General features: G+C 51.3%; 8 protein-coding genes. 4 read left to right on the top strand and 4 right to left on the bottom strand.

Annotated features, from left to right (window positions below; translation table 11 throughout):
- Positions 1-10: 10 nt before the first annotated feature.
- Genes ACFODX_RS05735 through ACFODX_RS05725 form a run of 3 tightly spaced genes read right to left on the bottom strand, consistent with a single transcriptional unit; the run spans position 11 to position 5,492 of the window.
- The gene (locus ACFODX_RS05735; protein ID WP_378116998.1) at positions 11-1,564 is read right to left on the bottom strand and encodes a rhamnogalacturonan acetylesterase; all 1,554 of its coding nucleotides are present in this window, start codon (positions 1,562-1,564) and stop codon (positions 11-13) included.
- Positions 1,565-1,590: 26 nt separating this feature from the next.
- On the bottom strand, positions 1,591-2,742 hold the full coding sequence (lldD, locus tag ACFODX_RS05730; RefSeq protein ID WP_378116996.1) for an FMN-dependent L-lactate dehydrogenase LldD: 1,152 nt from the start codon (positions 2,740-2,742) through the stop codon (positions 1,591-1,593).
- Between the two features lie 26 nt (positions 2,743-2,768).
- Positions 2,769-5,492: an exo-rhamnogalacturonan lyase family protein gene (locus ACFODX_RS05725; RefSeq protein WP_378116994.1), complete on the bottom strand. Its 2,724-nt coding sequence runs from the start codon at positions 5,490-5,492 to the stop codon at positions 2,769-2,771.
- Between the two features lie 233 nt (positions 5,493-5,725).
- On the opposite strand from ACFODX_RS05725, the gene bglB reads away from it, so the two are divergent.
- Both bglB and ACFODX_RS05715 read left to right on the top strand, forming a co-directional pair.
- Complete coding sequence (gene bglB, locus ACFODX_RS05720; protein WP_378116992.1) at positions 5,726-6,832, top strand: beta-galactosidase BglB; 1,107 nt, start codon at positions 5,726-5,728, stop codon at positions 6,830-6,832.
- 107 nt (positions 6,833-6,939) lie between these two features.
- Positions 6,940-8,445, top strand: coding sequence for an MFS transporter (locus ACFODX_RS05715; protein WP_378116990.1), 1,506 nt, complete (start codon positions 6,940-6,942; stop codon positions 8,443-8,445).
- A gap of 83 nt (positions 8,446-8,528) precedes the next feature.
- Here the strand turns inward: ACFODX_RS05715 and ACFODX_RS05710 are convergent, their stop codons facing one another.
- Complete coding sequence (locus ACFODX_RS05710) at positions 8,529-9,404, bottom strand: sugar phosphate isomerase/epimerase family protein (protein WP_378116988.1); 876 nt, start codon at positions 9,402-9,404, stop codon at positions 8,529-8,531.
- 608 nt (positions 9,405-10,012) lie between these two features.
- Between ACFODX_RS05710 and ACFODX_RS05705 the strand changes: the two genes are divergently transcribed.
- Positions 10,013-12,337 carry a cellulase family glycosylhydrolase gene (locus ACFODX_RS05705; protein WP_378116986.1) on the top strand — a complete coding sequence of 775 codons (2,325 nt, stop codon included), beginning with the start codon at positions 10,013-10,015 and terminating at the stop codon, positions 12,335-12,337.
- A 370-nt stretch (positions 12,338-12,707) separates the two neighbouring features.
- Positions 12,708-16,100: cellulase family glycosylhydrolase (locus ACFODX_RS05700; protein ID WP_378116984.1), on the top strand; the 3,393-nt coding region annotated here is incomplete at its 3' end.

The raw sequence follows: 16,100 nt of genomic DNA, 5'->3' as shown, positions 1-16,100 counted from the left end.
GATTAATACATCACAAACCCAAGAGCGGTTTTAATTGTGCCGCAACTACAGCGGCATTTAATTCCGCCCCGGCTTTACTGGTATGGGTGTGTTTATCCGCAAATAGTTGATCTACTTTTTTTGCACCCAAGTGTTCATATTCAGCGGCAACAAGATTATTTAAATCGATAAATGCACTACCACTTTGCAGTGCAACTTGACGCGCCCAATCGGGGTAGGAATCTGGTGTGCGGGCGATTTTTTTACCATCCCATATTTTGCGCGGCACCGGTGAACAAATCACAGTGGTAATACCGCGAGCGTGGGCTTCGCCGATAAATTTGCGCAAATAACCACCGTAGCTATAAACCCTTTCCGGCTTTCCGGTCAGTTGGTTTTCAATTTGCTCGTAATTATCGGCTACACCTTTGAGCGTACCGCGCGCACGGCTGTTGTCGTTAATGGGCGCGTTGTCGTTGTGGCCAAACTGCATCACCAATACATCGCCGGGGCGCATCATATTTAGCGTGCGCTGCCAGTAACCGCCGGTGTAAAAAGTGCGACTGCTTAAACCACCCACTGCGCGATTAACGACATTGATTTTTTTATTATTCAAATGCGGCTGCAAAAAATCGCCCCAACCCCATTCGCCATTAGCTCCAATGCCGCCGCCGTTGCGTACTGTTGAGTCGCCAATTAAAAAAACTGAACGCAAATTGTTATTGGCAGGTATGGGCAAACGCAGCCAGGTCATTTCATCAGCAGCTATAGCTGTGCCTTTTTCATTAAGCAAGCCGCCAAGTAGATCAGGACGCAAACCCTTCAAGGCCGCAAGTGCAATCTCTGCATGCAGCTGCGCGCCCTGCGGATTAAAGTGAGTGTGATCTTTTGGGTAGAGTGCAGCGGTTTTTTCTTCACCCAGTGCTTCGAGTTGATCCGCCGCCAGATTATTTAAATCCACAAAATGGGTATTCAGCTCCAGTGCCAATTCATAGGCCCAGCGCCCGTAGCTGCCGTGGCGTTCCAATTTTCCGGCTTGCCATACATTGCGCTGGGTGAGCGACATTAAAATCGGCGTGGCATTTTTTGCGCGCACATCATTCACCATCTTGCGCATGTAGTGGCCGAAGCTATAAACCGTTTCCTGTTGTTGGGTGAGCAGGTTATTGATGGTGATGGCTTCTGTGCCTATGCCCGGCAAGGTACCGCGCGCGCGGGTTGCATCATTTACCGGGCTGGCATCGTTGTGGCCAAATTGAATAAGAACGATATCGCCCGCCGATACTTCATCGATTAGCGCTTGCCACAAACCCTCACTGATAAAAGTGCGGGAACTGCGACCACCACGCGCGCGATTAATCACCTCGGCTTTATCGGTATTAATATAGTCACCCAGTAGCGCACCCCAGCCTTGTTGGTCAGGCAGATTGTAGGTAGCAGCCGTGGAGTCACCCGCGATAAAAATCTTGGTTTTACCGGTTTTGTGAGGCGCTGTGTCATCCGCACTGGCGGCAGCGCTGATTAACAATAAAAAGAACCACAGCGCGCGCTGTAAAATACAGCGCGTTAGATTATTTATTTTCATTATTAGCCTCGTGTTAGCCGGTAGCTTTATTTCACCAAAATCTCTGGGGTAATGTCTTTAAGCGATGGGCAGCCGGCCAGTGCCATGGCCACACGCAATTCATTCCCCAGAATATCCAGCACATTGCTGACGCCTTGTTTCTTTTGCGCGGCCAAACCATAAACCCAGGCGCGGCCAATCACTACAGCGTCTGCACCTAATGCGATTGCGCGCACTATATCCAGCCCCGTGCGAATACCACTGTCGAGCAAAATTTTGATATCGCCCTGCACCGCATCGGCAATCGGTGGCAGTGCGCGAATCGATGAGAGTGCACCATCCAATTGTCGGCCACCGTGATTGGACACAATCAAACCATCGGCACCGAGTTTTTTTGCTTCCAGCGCATCTTCCGGGTCCAAAATGCCTTTAATAATTAAATCGCCTTTCCATTTTTCGCGAATTTGCTCAAGGGTTTTCCAGGTCACACTCGCATCAAAATTTTTGCTCATCCAGCTCCAGAATTCATCGATGCCTGCGCCCTTACCCAATACGTGCGCCACATTGCCGAGTGAATGCGGGCGACCACAAATACCCACGTCCCAGGCCCAACGCGGGCTCATCAAGGATTGCATAATGCGCGCACTTTGACGGCGCAACATACTGCCGCCCGACAAGCCCGAACGAATATCGCGGTAGCGCGATGAAGGCACCGGCATATCCACAGTGAACATGAGTGTTTTAGTGCCCGCCTCAACGGCGCGATCCAACATCGCATTTAAAAAGCCGCGATCTTTAATCATGTACAACTGGAACCAGAGTGGTTCCTGCGTTTGCGAACGCACTTCTTCAATCGAACAGGCCGATACCGTGGACAAACAAAAGGGCACACCCTTTTCCTGCGCGGCCTGCGCCGCCAATACTTCACCGCGCCGCGCATTTAACCCGGCAATACCCACTGGCCCGAGAATAATCGGCAGTTTTAAATGCTGACCAAATAATTCGGTTTCGGTGTTGATGTTGGAAATATCGCGCAATACTCGCTGACGCAAACCAATGGTTTGTAAATCGGCACAGTTATTCCGCAATGTAGTTTCACTAAACGAACCACCATCGATATATTCAAATAAAAATTTTGGTAAACGGCGTTTAGCCAATAAACGATAGTCTTCAACGTTTGCAGCGATCAAAGTATTCACCTCGGTAAAAAATATTGTTAATTAAATTATTTTTTCAGCGCATTACCAATAAGCGCCAAATTCTGAATTGCCGCCAGCCCCCATTGCGCGCTGTCATTAGTGGAAACCCATGCGGCCTCATCCACTGGATTCAACACCAGCGGCCCTTCCACCCGCTTAACCTCAGGTACATGATTCGCTTCGCGGAAAAATTCACTCCATGCACGTTTTGCCAACTCAGCATCGCCGGTTTGCTGCGCGACATAAGCGGTTAAACGCGAGTGGGCATTGGTGAGATTATTACCGGTTAAACTCACGCCAAATTCAGCCGTTTGCTGCGCAGCCGGTGCACTGTAAAAACGCCCGTAGCGCAACCAGGCCGCTTTAAATTCCGGCACATCGATTAATTGAATTAACTCAGCACAGATTTCAATTAATCCAAACACCGCATTCAAATGCGACACACGTTTTGGTTCGCCGGATGTTAGTGGATCGGCAGGAATAACCCTCATGGTTTTACTTTTAATATCAAAATGGTAGCCCTTGGCAAAAAATCCTAGGTCATTGCTGCCAATTACCCGCATGGCATTTTCCAACCAGGTTTTATAGCGCACATCACCGCTGCGCTCCCAAGCAGTTAACCAATTGGCGGCGGCAGAACCCCAATCTGTGCCTATGCCAATATGGGTATTTTTATCGGCAGCAGCACTCGGGTTTACTTTGCGGGTGGGCAATAAATTCACTAATTGTTTATCCGCCTCGGCCACTTCCCAGAGCACATCGCCGGTGCGTTCATCGGCGGTTAAAAAATAATGGAAGCGGCGATAAGCCGCGGTGCTAATGCGCAATTGTTTGGCACTGCAACCCCAGTGCTGCACATTGTGGCGAGTACCCAAACCGGCAAAGCGCCCCAGATGATAAATATCCACATCGCGATTGTGGCGAGTCATGGCCTCTGCCAAACGAAAGGCGCGCGCATCACCGCTGCGTAAAAATGAATACCAGAGCCACAAATCCGGCGAGAGTTCGGAATTGTCCCAGGCAAAACCACCCACGTCATAGCGCCACACATGGCGATCCGCATCGTAGGTGTGCATGACATCACCGTAATTCCAAAAGCCATACCAGTGGCGTTGATCAACTTGCTGCTGGTAAAAATTTATCGACCAATCCAAACGGTCTTCCAGAATTTTTTTAATCGGTGTTGAGCGATCCGGCAGGCTCCACAGGCCGCCAAAAATCCCGGCATCCAAATAGGTTTGCGGCGCAGCAATAATTTGTGCCGGCGCGCGAATGGAATCAGCCAGCTCAATGCAGCGCTCGCGCGATGGTGTTGCATCCAGGGCATAAAGCGTGAAGTCGCTACTGCGTGCTATGCCTTGCGGCGAACCAAAACCTGGCTCGTAATCCTCGTAGGTGATTTCCAAACCTTCCAGTTGTTTGGCGTAGCTGTCCATGCCCATGCCGTCGTGATAAAAACGCAAATCCATTGGCGCGGCATCGGGCGACCAGATCCACAGGGTCGCTTGTGCGGTTGCGGTGCCCGCGTTGCGAATATCAATTTGAGTGGGATGCAATTGCCAAAAATCGCGCATGCCAAACAACACACCGCCACTTGCACCGCCTATATAAGCGACACCACTGGCGCGCCCGCCTTGATCGGCATCAATCCAGGCGTGACCGGCTTTAGTGCGTTTTTTAATACTGAAACCCTTGGCATTTAATTGTGCGAGCGAATAATCATTCCACACCGGAATAAATTGCAATCGCTCACTCACACGTTTATCCCAGGTATTTAATGCAGGTGTGGCGATGCCATTTATTTGCGCCTCGCGCACCGCTTGGCCCGGGTCGCGCCGCAAACCGGTAATGCCTTGCGGCGACTCTGCCCAAAGGCCACTGCCCTCGCCCACAAAACGCACATGGCGGTTGTAGGTTTCATCGCGCTGCGGAACATCAAAACGCAAACCCAGTGCGCGAATAAAATCGCGCTGTTCATCGCCATCAAAAATAAAATTGTGACTGATGCGCACAGCATCGCCACCGGCATAAAAATACAAGCGCAATGAAAATGGCAGCCACTCACGGCCGTTTTCTGTGCGATGGATTCCCGATAATTTCACCACCGCGCGCAGCGGTCCGCGCTGTTCTATGTCAGCCTGTTTTATCTGCGCGGAAAAATGTTCTATCTGCAGTGGCTGCTCGCCATCCGTTTCCGCTTGATTTTGTCGCTGGCCAATAAAGCGCGCGTTTTGTAGCAGTGTTTTTTTGGCGCGGGTGATTTCATCGATAATCACCTCACCTTGGGTATTCACCACGCAGCGAATCACGCCGGTATCAATCACTATTTTTTTATCGGATTCGGTAATTTTTATCGCGTGTTTGGCTTTAGGAGCACGATTTTTTGGGTCGATTTTTTCGACTTGGAATTTCTGCCCCAGCGCTTGCCCGGCGGCTGTCGCGTGACCAGTCCACTTTACCGAGCCATCTGGCCAGGTCGCCGTTACCCAGGTTTGCAATGGCAGCGGCTGACCTGCTTCACTCACTAACTGCAGTCTGTCGTCGGCATTGAGCGAGCCTTGCGACCAAGGCTGACCCCAGGTGTAACCGCAAGCTGCGCGCGGTTCGGTGGTATCCAGCCAGCCCAGCTGATTGGATTGGCTAAGCAGAGGGTTGCGGCTACTGGATTGCGCCGCCTTCAGGCGGGTGCCCGCCATTAACGGCAAGCTGGCGGCCAGAGCGCTGTAGCGGAAAAGGTCTCGGCGGTTCATGGACTCTACTCACTGCATACACCCCAAGGGGCGTTCTTTTATCGTTTATTAAGACTAAGCTGCACATGAAGCATGGCCTATTTGTATCACACTTGAATCATATTGACTATATATGATCGAATATGATCGACACATTGAAAGATCACTGTTATGATCCTTTAAACATTCCCGAGTCCGGTTTTTGCCGGCAATTTCTGCCAACGTTTTTGCCAACAATAATGTGTGAGTATTTTATGGTTGCTACAGTAGAAGGTATCGCGCGCAACGAGTTGACGCGCACCATTGATAAGCTGATTGATAATCTGGTTAACATCAAAGACACCAGCGGTGAATTCCTGCTGCGTTTGGATGATGGACGCGTAATTGATACCAAAGGCTGGAATGACTGGGAGTGGACTCACGGTGTTGGCCTTTACGGTTTGCTCAAGCTGTGGGATATCACCGGTGACGAGAAGCCGCTGCAAATCATGCAGGACTGGTTTAAAAACCGTTTTGAAGCCGGCACCCCCACCAAAAACGTGAATACCGTTTCGCCTTTCCTCACCCTCGCCTATTTAGCAGAGCGTTTGGGCACGCGCAGCTACCTACCCTATTTGGATGTGTGGGCTGAGTGGGTCATGAATGAAATGCCGCGCACTGAAGAAGGCGGCTTGCAGCACATAGTGTTTAACTCGGTGAACTACCAACAAATTTGGGATGACACCTTAATGATGTGTGTGCTGCCACTCGCCAAAATTGGTTTGTTAATGAACCGCCCGGCCTATGTGGAAGAAGCCAAACGCCAATTTATGTTGCACACCAAATATTTGGCAGATCGCAAAACCGGTTTGTGGTTCCACGGTTGGACCTTTGATGGTCGCCATAACTTTGCCGATGCACTCTGGGCCCGTGGCAACTGCTGGGTGACTATTGCGATCCCGGAATTTATTGAACTGCTGGATTTGCCACCGCACGACAGCACGCGTTTATTTTTGATTGAAACCCTGGAAGCGCAAGTAAAAGCGCTGGAAGGCTATCAAGATGAAAGCGGTTTGTGGCATACGCTGATTAACGACAAAACCTCTTACCTGGAAGCTTCTGCCGCGGCCGGTTTTGCCTACGGTATTTTAAAAGCTGTGCGCAAAGGTTATTTGGATTCCAAATACGAAGCCATGGCAGTGAAAGCGATTAAAGCAGTGCTCGCTAACATTAGCGACGACGGTGAATTGCAACAGGTTTCGTTTGGTACACCAGTATTTAACGATTTGCAGGGCTATCGCGATATTCCATTGACCTCTATGCCCTATGGCCAATCCATGGCGATTCTGGCGCTGGTGGAATATATGAATCGTTATATTTAATTGCACACCTCCTTCCCCGCTGTTGCCACTCGCAGCGCGGGGCTTTTTATCACCACTTTTTTATAAAACCTTCACAACAATTCATAACAATAAGAGCGGTAACAATTATGGCTGTACGCGAAATAAAAACCCGCAATTATGTGGCCTATGGCCTCACCGATGTCTTGGGCGCAGGCTCAATGGCGGTTATCAGTGGTTGGCTGATTTTTTTCTACACGACTTTTTGTGGTCTATCGGCAATACAAGCCGCTTCTATTTTTGCGATTGCACGCATTATCGATGCCGTTGCCAGCCCTTTGATTGGCCATATTTCCGACAATTTAAATAAAACCAAAATCGGCCGCCGCTTCGGTCGTCGCCGGATATTTTTACTCGCTGCCATTCCCTTATTGCCCAGTTTCGCCCTTATGTGGGTTGCAGACCAACACTACTGGTATTACCTGCTGACCTTTGTATTTTTTGAATTGGTTTATGCCTCGGTATTAATTCCTTACGAAACACTCGCCGCGGAAATGACCGACGACTACACCAAAAAAGCCAAGTTCGCCGGCGCGCGTATTTTAACCGGGCAAGTGTCTGCTATTTTCGCGGGCATACTGCCCAACTGGATTGTTAATTACGTCGGCGGCAAAGAAAATTCCGAAACCTTTTTGATTATGGGAATTATTTTTGCCTTGGCCTTTATGCTGGTAATTGGCGTTACCTATTTATTTACCTGGGAAAGAGAACATAAAGACGAACCTAAACCGGGAGCGGAATTACCCGACAAACCACAGGGTTCAGCCTTCACCGCACTAAAAATGGTGTTTGTAAATTTGTCATCCACCTTGCGCATTCGCGCCTTCCGTTTGCACTTGGGAATGTATTTGGGCGGTTACATCAGCCAGGATATTTTTAACGCGGCCTTCACCTATTTTATTGTGTTTGCCTTGGGCGGCTCGGTGGCAATTGCCTCATCGCTTATTGCCAATACCTACATCGCACAACTTGCTGCTGTTGCTTTGGCGATTGCACTGGTGATTCGTATTGGCCCCTCTTATACCTATCGCCTGGCGGTGTCTTTTTATATCGCCGGTATTCTTGCCTTACTGTGTTTATTTTTAACCTTTAGTGAATTACCGCCGCTGTATTTGTTACTCGGTGCGGTAGTGCTGGCGGGTTTAGGGCGCGGTGCACTGAATTATATTCCCTGGAATGTGTACAACTATATTGCCGATGTGGATGAAATAGTGACCGCCAAACGCCGCGAAGGTAGTTTTGCGGGAGTGATGACTTTTATCCGTAAAGCAGCGCAAGCCGTTGCGGTGATGTTTGTCGGTATTGTGATTGAATGGGGCGGTTTTATGTCGGGCAGTGAAACCCAAACTACCGAGGCGATTAATACCATCGTACTGGTCATGGTGATTGGCCCGATCCTGTTACTACTGTTCGGCTTTTTTGTGGCGAGTCGCTTTAAATTAAATAAAAGTACCCACGCTTTATTGATGAGTGAAATCGCGCATTTAAAATCCGGCGCGACTGAACCTTCCAGCGACCAGAGCCGCGCAATAGTTGAAGATTTATCCGGCTGGCCCTACGAAAAATTGTGGGGTAAAAATAACGTGGGTAAATAACCCCGCGTTTTTAGCGCAATAAAAACCCCCGGTATGAGCACAGAAACCGCGCTCAATACCAGGGGTTAATTTTTACAGCCGTATTATTTTGCCAATAATAACGCTTCATCCCAAGCGCGCTGTAAATACGCAAATGAATCTAACGCGTGTGCAGGGCTGGTGTCCTCCAGCAAAATCGGCACCTGGTGTTTACCTGCGGCGATCAGCCGTTTAAATACCCCTACCCAATCCATCACACCGGTTGTACCTACAGGTAAATCGCCGAGTTTTACCAAGCCTTTTTCGCTGGGCACCATTTGGTAATCTTTGGCATGAATCGCCACTATGCGCTCGCCAAAGGTGGCAAAACATTCATCCAGAAATGCATCCATATCGCTCACACCGGCGAGCGGAATTAAATTCACCGGATCAAAAATAATCCCCAGCGCTGGCGAATTAAATTCCGCAATCATGGTGCGAATATGCTCGATGGTTGAGAGCGCGTGATATTCCGCCACCGCCTCCACTCCCACGCGAATGCCCTTTTGTTCCGCCGCTTTTACCAAGCGATGCAGCCCTTGCAGTGCAACACGAAAAGCAGTTTCGCGGCCATCGGGCTGATCAAGGTATGGAATTGGTGAACCGGTTTCGGTGCCAATAACATTGCAACCCAGTGCAGCGGCGGCATCGATATGCGCCTCAAACCGTTTAAAGGAAAATTCGCGCGCGTTTTCATCCAGCGCAACGGTATCTATGTAACAGCCAATCACCGCGACGCTAATGCCATTCGCCGCAAACGCAGTGCGAATCTCCGCCAACCCGGCATCGCCAAATTCTGCTGGCATTAAATGCCCACCGGGAAATGCCTTGGCCAAGGCCAGTTGCACGCAGGTGGCGCCGGAACTGGCAATACGCGCGGCCAGTTCTTGAGGGGGAAAAGTGCCAAAATCATGGGCCCGCAGGCCAAAAAAAGGTTTCATTCAGAAATACCGCTCAGCTGGTTGTTTGATTAACTCATTGATTGATTGTGATATTAACTGATTGAATTTGACTGATCAAACCTTGGGCGGCAATCAGTGGTGGAGTTTCCGCTGATGGGTGAAACAATCGAGGGAGATAGAGGTATTTATTGAAAGCGAATCGCTTAATAAACCGTTTTATAAATCGCGTTATAAAAATAGTTTTGCAAGAAGACTTAAATGCCAAAAGGCAAAACTGCACTTTTTTGGCGCATCAGTCCTCCAAGGCAAATGGTCAATGAGACACAGTCAACAGATGTAACGCGATGATTACCGTATAAATGTGAGTTGTCCTACACAGCGGCCATAAGTATCAATAAAGAGTACCGCTACTTTCCCGATAGTTTGTGTTCAACCAACGGATTACAGCATCGGGCAAGCCATTATCAATACAACAATGTGGTGACTTCGGAGAACGTGAGAAGAGTTTTGGATGCAGGTGACGAGGAGTCTATTGCGTCCAGAAACGGTGATCGCATTCATTTTGCGATCTTTTCTCGGCTGTTTTACGCAGGTTAGCAAGTGCTAGCGGCGGACTGACAGTCACCATAATAATTGAGGCTTGAATAATGGGACATGTGACTTCTCCCTCCAACCGCTTTGCTGCTCCGTTAAAACGGGCGGTGAGCCTGATCGGCGTCAGCTTCGCGCTGGCTTCGTTCTCGAATGTCGCCGCTGCCGGTTGTGAGTATGTAGTAACCAATAGCTGGGGTTCTGGTTTTACTGCAGCCGTTCGTATTTCTAATACCGGCACCACGGCCATCAATGGCTGGAATGTTAGCTGGCAGTACAACACTAACCGCGTGACCAATTTGTGGAACGCCAACCTGACTGGTAACAACCCCTACGCTGCCACGAATCTGGGCTGGAATGGCAATATACAACCCGGTCAAACCGTGGAATTCGGTTTCCAGGGCGTTACCAACGGTGGCGCTGTTGAGCGTCCTACCGTAAATGGTGCAGCCTGTAGTGGCGGCAATACTTCATCCACCCCTTCCAGTGTTGCCAGTTCAGTACCACCATCAAGCAGCTCGGTACCCGCGTCCAGCCGCGCCAGCTCATCGGCTATTACCAATGCGGCGCAATGTAACTGGTATGGCACCCTCTACCCACTGTGTACCAGCACTACCTCTGGCTGGGGTTATGAAAACAATCGCAGCTGTATTTCCTACTCAACTTGCGATGGCCAGCCAGATCCGTGGGGCCCGGTGAACCCTGGCTCATCGAGCAGCCCATCATCCATACCGGCAAGTTCCTCCAGCAGTCTGCTGACCAGCTCTTCATCCAGCATAAGAAGCAGCTCTTCGTTCAGCACTTCATCCCTAAGCTGTCCACAGGGTAATAGCTGGCCGGATTGCCCACCCAGCACCTGGAGCGATGAATACTGCGCCATGCATCCGCAGATTTGCGTAAGAAGCTCTTCCAGTAGCTCAATGAGTTCACTCAGCAGCTCCTCGCTGTCATCTTCCAGCGTTTCTTCAGTAACACCACCGGGTAGCGGTGTATTCCGCGTCAATACCCAGGGCAACCTGACCAAAGACGGTACCCTGCTGCCAGCGCGTTGCGGCAACTGGTTCGGCCTTGAAGGTCGCCATGAACCATCAAACGATGCCAACAACCCCAGCGGTGCACCTATGGAGTTGTATGTGGGCAATATGTGGTGGGTGAATAACAGCCAGGGTTCAGGCCGCACCATCCAGCAGACTATGACCGAGCTGAAACAGCAGGGCATTACCATGCTGCGTTTACCAATTGCGCCGCAAACCCTGGAAGCAAACAACCCGCAAGGTATGGACCCCAACCTGAAAAACCATCCATCTGTACGTCAAACTACCGCGCGTCAGGCACTGGAGGATTTCATCAAGTTGGCTGACCAGAACGACATCCAACTGTTTGTGGATATCCACTCCTGCTCCAACTTCGTCGGCTGGCGCGCCGGCCGTTTGGATGCCCGCCCACCCTATGTGGATGCCACCCGCGTCGGTTATGACTTTACCCGCGAAGAGTACTCCTGCTCGGCTACCGGCAACCCGGCTTCAGTCACCAAGATCCATGCTTACGACAAGCAAAAATGGCTGGCCAACCTGAAAGAAATTGCAGGCCTGCCGGCGCTATTGGGTGTAGATAACATCATCGGTATCGATGTGTTCAACGAGCCCTATGACTACACCTGGGCAGAGTGGAAAGGCCTGGTTGAGGATGCTTACCAAGCGATTAACGAAGTGAACCCCAACATGATCATTATTGTTGAAGGTATTTCCGGTAACGCTAACACCCAGGACGGAACCCCGGACACCAAGGTTCCAGTTCCACACGGCAACCCTGACCTGAACCCCAACTGGGGCGAAAACCTCTACGAAGCTGGCACTAACCCGCTGAACATTCCTAAAGATCGCCTGTTGTTCTCACCACACACCTATGGCCCTTCAGTGTTTGTACAAAAACACTTTATGGACCCAACCCAAACCGAGTGTGAAGGCCTGGAAGGTGATGAAGCAGGTCATGCCGATTGCCGCATAGTGATCAACCCAGAAATTCTTGAGCAAGGCTGGGAAGAGCACTTTGGTTACCTGCGTGAGCTGGGCTACGGCATTTTGATTGGTGAATTTGGCGGCAACATGGACTGGCCAGCTGCAAAATCCAGCCCGGCTGATCGCGCCCTGTGGAGCCACATCACCACCAACGTGGACCAACAATGGCAGCAAACCGCGGCTAATTACTTCAAGAAAAAGGGTATCAATGCCTGTTACTGGTCGATCAACCCAGAGTCAGCCGACACCATGGGCTGGTATCTGACTCCCTGGGACCCAGTCTCTGCCAACACCAGTTGGGGCCAGTGGACCGGGTTTGACCCACGCAAAACCCAGCTGTTGAATGACCTCTGGGGGCAATAATGTCCTGCCCACAGGAGTAACAACAGTCTCCACTTTGTAAAAGCGAAAACCCGGGGTCGTGAGGCCCCGGGTTTTTGTTTTCTATTCACCCCTGTTTCAGCGGGTACTTACTTCACAATTTTTCACTTTCAGGCCACCAGGCACTCACCATCTATGCGTTTTGACGCCGATGAATAGCCTAACTCCCCATTTTTATTAGTATTTGGCGCTATCCGGTCGCGAAGCTGGCATGAATTCAACCGGATAAGTAACCGATTGCATAAAAAATCACATAAATAATGTAATCATTTTCACAACAGGGAGTGGCATAGCAAAACCTGACGCCCGTGCACCTCCACATCAACCATAACAATAATTTCTAGAGGTATTTATGCATAAGCAATTTGCAAAGTGGCTGCCCGCCTCTGTGCTTGCGCTGAGTCTCTGTTCTCCTGCTGCGATGGCCGGGTTCAGTGTTCAGGGTGGCAAGCTGGTGGAAGGCAACGGTGTACCCTTCGTGATGCGCGGTGTGAACCACGCCCATGTTTGGTACAAAGACACAACGCCCCAAGCCTTGCGGGATATTGCCAGTACTGGCGCCAATACAGTGCGTATCGTACTCGCCAACGGCACGGGTGGATTGGGTGGTCGCGTGGGTGGCGCTGAACTTGCCCAGGTCATCCAATGGTGCAAGGACAATAAGCTCATCGCCGTGCTTGAAGTGCACGATGCCACCGGCTATGGCGATTCCGGCAGCGCGCAAAACCCGCTTGATACCGTCAACTACTGGTTAAGTGCGGATATCCGCAGCGCACTCAATAACCAGGAAGACTACGTCATCATCAATATTGCCAACGAACCCTTGGGCAATAACCGGGCGAGTGAGTGGACCTCGCTACAAACCCAATCCATCCAGAGGATGCGTCAGGCCGGCATCAAACACAGCATCATGGTCGATGCCCCCAACTGGGGTCAGGACTGGTCCAACACCATGCGCAACAACGCCGCAACCGTGTTTAATGCCGACCCCGAGCGCAACACGGTGTTTTCCGTGCATATGTATGAGAGTTACGGCAATTTCTCGGCTGTTCAAAGTTATGTGCAGGATTTTAGAAACCGGAACTTACCCTTGGTGATTGGCGAGTTTGGCGCCGACCACAAGGGCGCCAATGTCGATGAAGACGCGATTATGTCGGTGAGCCAGCAACAGCAAATCGGTTATTTGGGCTGGTCCTGGTCTGGCAACAATGCCGAGACGCAATCGCTGGACATAGTGAATAATTTTAACGTTAACAGCCTGAGCTCCTGGGGCAATCGCTTAATCAACGGCGCTAACGGGATTCGCCAAACCTCCACATTGGCCACGATTTTTGGTGGTCAATCCAGCTCCAGCACAGCCTCCTCGGCGGCATCCAACATAGCGCTGGGTAAAGTCGCTGTCGCCTCTTCCACCGAAGGTGCGGGCTATGAGCCCGCCAGAGCATTTGATAACAATGGCACCACTCGTTGGGCATCCGCATTAACCGCCGGCAGCGCGAGCTTATCGGTTGACCTTGGCGCTTATTACAACCTCACCGGGATTCGCCTGAGCTGGGAAGCAGCCTATGCCAGCGGTTACAACATTCAGGTATCCAGCGACAACATCAACTGGAGCAACCTGTATACCAAGTCCAATGGCACCGGGGGTGTGGAAAATATCGGCGTGACCGGTCAGGGGCGCTACCTGCGCATCAACATGACCAGTAAAGCCAACCCGGCTTGGGGTTATTCGCTCTGGGATGTCGCGGTATACGGCACCACTACCGCCGCCAGCTCCAGTGCACTTAGCTCCAGCACGCCGTCAAGCAGCTCAAGCACTTCCAGCCTGAGTAATGCAACCGGGCGTTTGGTCAGCCAAAACGGTCGCCTGCGCACAGCGAATGGCCGCTTGGTAAACGAGCGCGGTGAGGCATTCCAGCTGCGCGGCATGAGCACCCATGGTTTGCATTGGTTCCCGCAGTATGTGAACAGCAGCAGCTTCAAATGGTTGCGCGATGACTGGAACTCCAACGTCGTGCGCCTCGCGATGTACACCAAAGAAGGCGGCTATCTGGATAATCCGGCAGTGCTGGATACCCTCTGGCGCGGTATAGATGCAGCCATCGCCAATGACCTGTATGTGATTGTGGACTGGCACATTCTGAGTGACGGTAACCCCCTCACCTACAAAGAACAGGCCAAAGCCTTCTTCCGCCTTGTCACCGCCCGCTACGGCAATAGCCCTAATATTATTTATGAGATCGCCAACGAGCCTAACGGGGTGGATTGGGATTCAGCCATCAAACCCTACGCCAATGAAGTGATTCCGGTGATTCGTGCCGGTGCGCCAGACGCCTTTGTGATTGTGGGTACAGCGGTGTGGAGCCAGCGTTTGGATCAGGTAGTCGCCAGCCCGCTGAACTTCAACAATGTCGCCTATGCCCTGCACTTCTACGCCTGTTCACCTGAACACCAGGAACCTCTGCGCGCCATCGTAAGAGCGGCTGCCGATGCAAAACTGCCCATCTTTTCAACCGAATGGGGCAACAGTGAGTACACCGGCAATGGCAGTATCTGCCCGGATCAAACCACTAACTGGCTGAACTTACTGGATTCCTATGGCATCAGCTGGGTTAACTGGTCGCTCTCGGACAAAACTGAAACCTCGGCTGCCTTGAAGCCGGGCGCTAGCGGCACCGGCGGTTGGAGCACAGCCCAGCTGAGCGATTCAGGCAACTTTGTACGCAACCGTTTGCGTGCCTATGGCAGCAATGTCTCCTCCTCAAGCATTCCTGCGTCTTCCAGCTCAGCGGCGCCAAGCAGCCTACCCATAGTGTCATCCAGTTCGATCAGCTCGATTATGCCCCCCAACCCACTCACCTGTGTGGTCACCCAAACGGGCAGCTGGAATGGCGGTTATCAGTTGGATGTACGTGTGACCAATAACGGCGCTGCAGTGCAAAACTGGACGGTCTATTTGAACTTTGCGCAACCAGCGGCGATTTCCAGCATCTGGAACGCCAGCATGAGTGGCAACGGCACTAACCGCGTGACCGCGACCAATGTGAGTTACAACGGCAGTTTGGGCGCCGGCGCTTCCACCAGTTTTGGTCTTACCGGCAACAGTTCCGGCAGCTTCACCCTGCCCAGCTGCTCCGGCCAACCGGTGGCTGTGAGTTCATCCTCTACGCCCAGCAGCTCATCACTCATTAGCAGCTCATCACTCATTAGCAGCTCAACGACCAGCAGCTCCTCCTCGGTTGTTAGCAGTTCAATCGCCAGCAGCTCAGCCGTCAGCATGAGCAGCTCCAGTGTTGGCAGTGTTGGCCCGCGTTTGGATAACCCCTTTGTCGGTGCACAGTGGTACATAGACCCTATCTGGTCGGCCAAAGCACAAGCAGAAACCGGCGGTTCGAAGATTGCAGGTTACAACACAGCGGTGTGGATGGATCGTATCGGTGCCATTGCCCCTACCGATGGTAGCTGGGGTTTGCGTGACCATTTGGATGCCGCTCTCGACCAAAAAGCCAATGTCATCCAGGTGGTGGTCTATGACCTGCCCAACCGCGATTGCCATGCGCTGGCATCCAACGGCGAGTTGAAACAAGGCGTGGAAGGCACTACCCGCTATCGCACCGAGTACATCGATGTGTTGGCGTCTATCTTTGCCGATCCGAAATACCGTGAATTGCGCATTATTGCGATCATCGAGCCGGATTCACTGCCTAACCTGGTGACTAACCTGAGCACTCCAGCCTGTCAGCAA

This window comes from Cellvibrio fontiphilus (assembly GCF_042646205.1).
Taxonomy (GTDB): domain Bacteria; phylum Pseudomonadota; class Gammaproteobacteria; order Pseudomonadales; family Cellvibrionaceae; genus Cellvibrio; species Cellvibrio fontiphilus_A.
The sequence above is the reverse complement of the archived record's forward strand: the minus strand, read 5'-3'. Positions and strand labels throughout refer to the sequence as shown.

Bases quoted from the DNA above. Each gene is read 5' to 3' on its own strand.
- ACFODX_RS05725 (WP_378116994.1), bottom strand. From the start codon at position 5,492: ATGAACCGCCGAGACCTTTTCCGCTACAGCGCTCTGGCCGCCAGCTTG.
- ACFODX_RS05735 (WP_378116998.1), bottom strand. From the start codon at position 1,564: ATGAAAATAAATAATCTAACGCGCTGTATTTTACAGCGCGCGCTGTGG.
- ACFODX_RS05710 (WP_378116988.1), bottom strand. From the start codon at position 9,404: ATGAAACCTTTTTTTGGCCTGCGGGCCCATGATTTTGGCACTTTTCCC.
- ACFODX_RS05715 (WP_378116990.1), top strand. From the start codon at position 6,940: ATGGCTGTACGCGAAATAAAAACCCGCAATTATGTGGCCTATGGCCTC.
- bglB (WP_378116992.1), top strand. From the start codon at position 5,726: ATGGTTGCTACAGTAGAAGGTATCGCGCGCAACGAGTTGACGCGCACC.
- ACFODX_RS05705 (WP_378116986.1), top strand. From the start codon at position 10,013: ATGGGACATGTGACTTCTCCCTCCAACCGCTTTGCTGCTCCGTTAAAA.